Source organism: Bacillus sp. P4_D3 (genome assembly GCF_056401855.1).
This window is the reverse complement of the sequence record NZ_JBFUIN010000540.1, coordinates 1-2,137: the sequence shown is the minus strand read 5'-3', so window position 1 is coordinate 2,137 and position 2,137 is coordinate 1. Positions and strand designations below refer to the sequence as shown.

The 2,137-nt window shown below is 32.6% G+C and carries 4 protein-coding genes; all 4 read left to right on the top strand.

The window, feature by feature from the left end; translation table 11 throughout:
- The first annotated feature begins 36 nt into the window (after nt 1-36).
- A complete protein-coding gene (locus tag AC1DTM_RS23805) occupies nt 37-690 on the top strand; it encodes an SMI1/KNR4 family protein (RefSeq protein ID WP_477001041.1) in 654 nt (217 codons plus the stop codon).
- A gap of 72 nt (nt 691-762) precedes the next feature.
- The gene (locus tag AC1DTM_RS23800) at nt 763-1,230 is read left to right on the top strand and encodes a DUF2004 domain-containing protein (RefSeq protein WP_088099271.1); all 468 of its coding nucleotides are present in this window, start codon (nt 763-765) and stop codon (nt 1,228-1,230) included.
- A gap of 28 nt (nt 1,231-1,258) precedes the next feature.
- Nucleotides 1,259-1,714 (top strand): immunity protein YezG family protein, encoded by a 456-nt coding sequence (locus AC1DTM_RS23795; protein WP_002066154.1) that lies wholly within the window; start codon nt 1,259-1,261, stop codon nt 1,712-1,714.
- 51 nt (nt 1,715-1,765) lie between these two features.
- On the top strand, nt 1,766-2,137 hold a 372-nt coding region (locus AC1DTM_RS23790), incomplete at its 3' end, for an immunity protein YezG family protein (RefSeq protein WP_477001040.1).

Sequence of the window (2,137 nt, the reverse complement as noted above, 5' to 3'; positions counted from 1 at the left end):
GTTTAAATATATTGATAGTTTAGGAGGGATTATTAAATGATTAATCTATTTAATATTCCAGATTTGATAGAAAATTCAGCAGCGAGTGATATTGAAATTCAAGCAGTAGAAAATCGCATGAATGTTACATTACCAAATGTATATAAGGGTTTATTGAGATGTGYAAATGGCTTTTCAATCGGTGGTGGGTTACTTATTTATGGTACGGAGCATATTGCAGAAAGGAACGAGGTTTGGGAAGTAAATGAGTATGCGATGGGGTATGTCTCAATTGGTGATGACGGTGGCGGTAATGTATTTTTAATGGCTCAGCATGCAGAGGAAAAAGGGGTGTTAGTAATTGGTTCTGGGGATATGAATCCAAGCCATGCTACTGTAATTACCGCTGATTTTAAAAAATGGGTGAATAGTGGTTGTTTAAGTGAAATAGAACAGAAAACAATAAATAAGTCATCTGATATTTGTAATATAGTGTTAGTGAAAACTCCTAGTGAAGGTTTGAAAGATTTAATAAGAATAAAGAATGTATTAGGGCTTGAGATTCCTGCAGTAGATTTGCTAAAGGGTTCAAAAAATMTTCCTTATATATTAGTAGAGAGATTTCCATACGGTAAGGCGAAAAAACTAATTGAAAAACTAGCAATTAGTACTACGATACTGAGTATGGAAATAACTGGAAAAAACAGTTAATATTAGAGGGTAACTTTCATACGATTAGAGAAATCGATATTAATCCAAGAGAGTAAACAGGGAGAGTTAAACATGATCATAAATGATGTGGTTTTTGGTGAGATTGAATATACATATGGATGGGTTAAGGACATTACCGTTGAATTTTGTGGAAAAGAAGTTGAAATAGCATTGATAGTTAAAGGTGAAAAAGACGGTAAGTTTGATGAAGAACAATATATTGCTTATAATTCATTATTGCAAAATTGGGAACAATTGCAGCAAGGTTTTTTACAAGCGATGTTAGACTATTACAAGCAAGAGCGTCAACAATTAGGGTATGATATTGAATTTAATGAAAATTATCCGCATATCGAAACAATTGATCAATTACTTAAGAGGATAACTTTAGTTGGAATTGTAGTCCCATATGGAGATATTAATGAGGAGCGAGATATTGGGATAACTTTCGATTGTACATGGGATACAGAGAATGGACTTGGGATACGTCTATTAAATGAAAAAGTAACTGAAGTGGGGTATCAAGACGTTGCCATTTAACTTTTAATCTAGGGAGTGAAAAAGTAGTATGAAAGAATTTGAGGAAAAGTTTAGTGAATTGCAATCGGATATGATATCTATATGTATGGAATATGTTGAAGACAGGGCCGATAAAGTATATGTGTATGCTTCATGTGAAGAAGACGTTATTTCAAGCAGCTTCTTTTATTTGATTAATAATAAGTATGTAGAGTGTCATAAAGTGAATGATGCATTGGAAGATGGAGACGGAAAATATGATGTGTCTCCAAAAAGAATGTTTATGGTACTTCGAATACTATGTGAAGATATCGAAAAAATCGAAGAATTATGTAAAGAATATGAAAGAGATATGCCAACAGAGATGAAGTTAATTTATGATACTGAGAGTGGAAGGTTTAAAGCTGAATACAAGTATGATTTAATATATACTCATGACGAGATTAAAACGGCCGATCATATTGCTGATGAGTGGTTTGAAGAAGTGAAAAATAATAAGCTTTAAAAGGGGTTACAGTAATTTCAGAACAAAATATCGAACAGGAGGTTAATTAATATGGAAAAAGGAATGAATAAGTTGTATAGAGAAATAGCCGAGACAGTTAATGAAATGATTCCGGAAGAATGGGGAAAATTCTATTTTTATGCTCAAATATCTGAGACAGGTGGAGGAACTTACTTTTTCTATAACACACCCCAGGATGAACAGAACTATAAGTATAGTTTAGAAATTGCTTATGAATACGACATTGATAAAGAGTACTATAAACTGAAGGGTAGAACTTTATTTGAGTTAAGTAATAAACTAAGGAAGGTTTTTAATGATAATCAACAAGAACTGTGGTACTCTTTTACACTATCTCTTGATAGCAATGGAAAGCTGAAGGTGCATTATGATTATACCAATTGGTTCGATACTGATTATAGT

Excerpts from the sequence above, each read along its gene's own strand:
- AC1DTM_RS23800 (WP_088099271.1), top strand. The coding sequence starts at position 763 with ATGATCATAAATGATGTGGTTTTTGGTGAGATTGAATATACATATGGA.
- AC1DTM_RS23795 (WP_002066154.1), top strand. The coding sequence starts at position 1,259 with ATGAAAGAATTTGAGGAAAAGTTTAGTGAATTGCAATCGGATATGATA.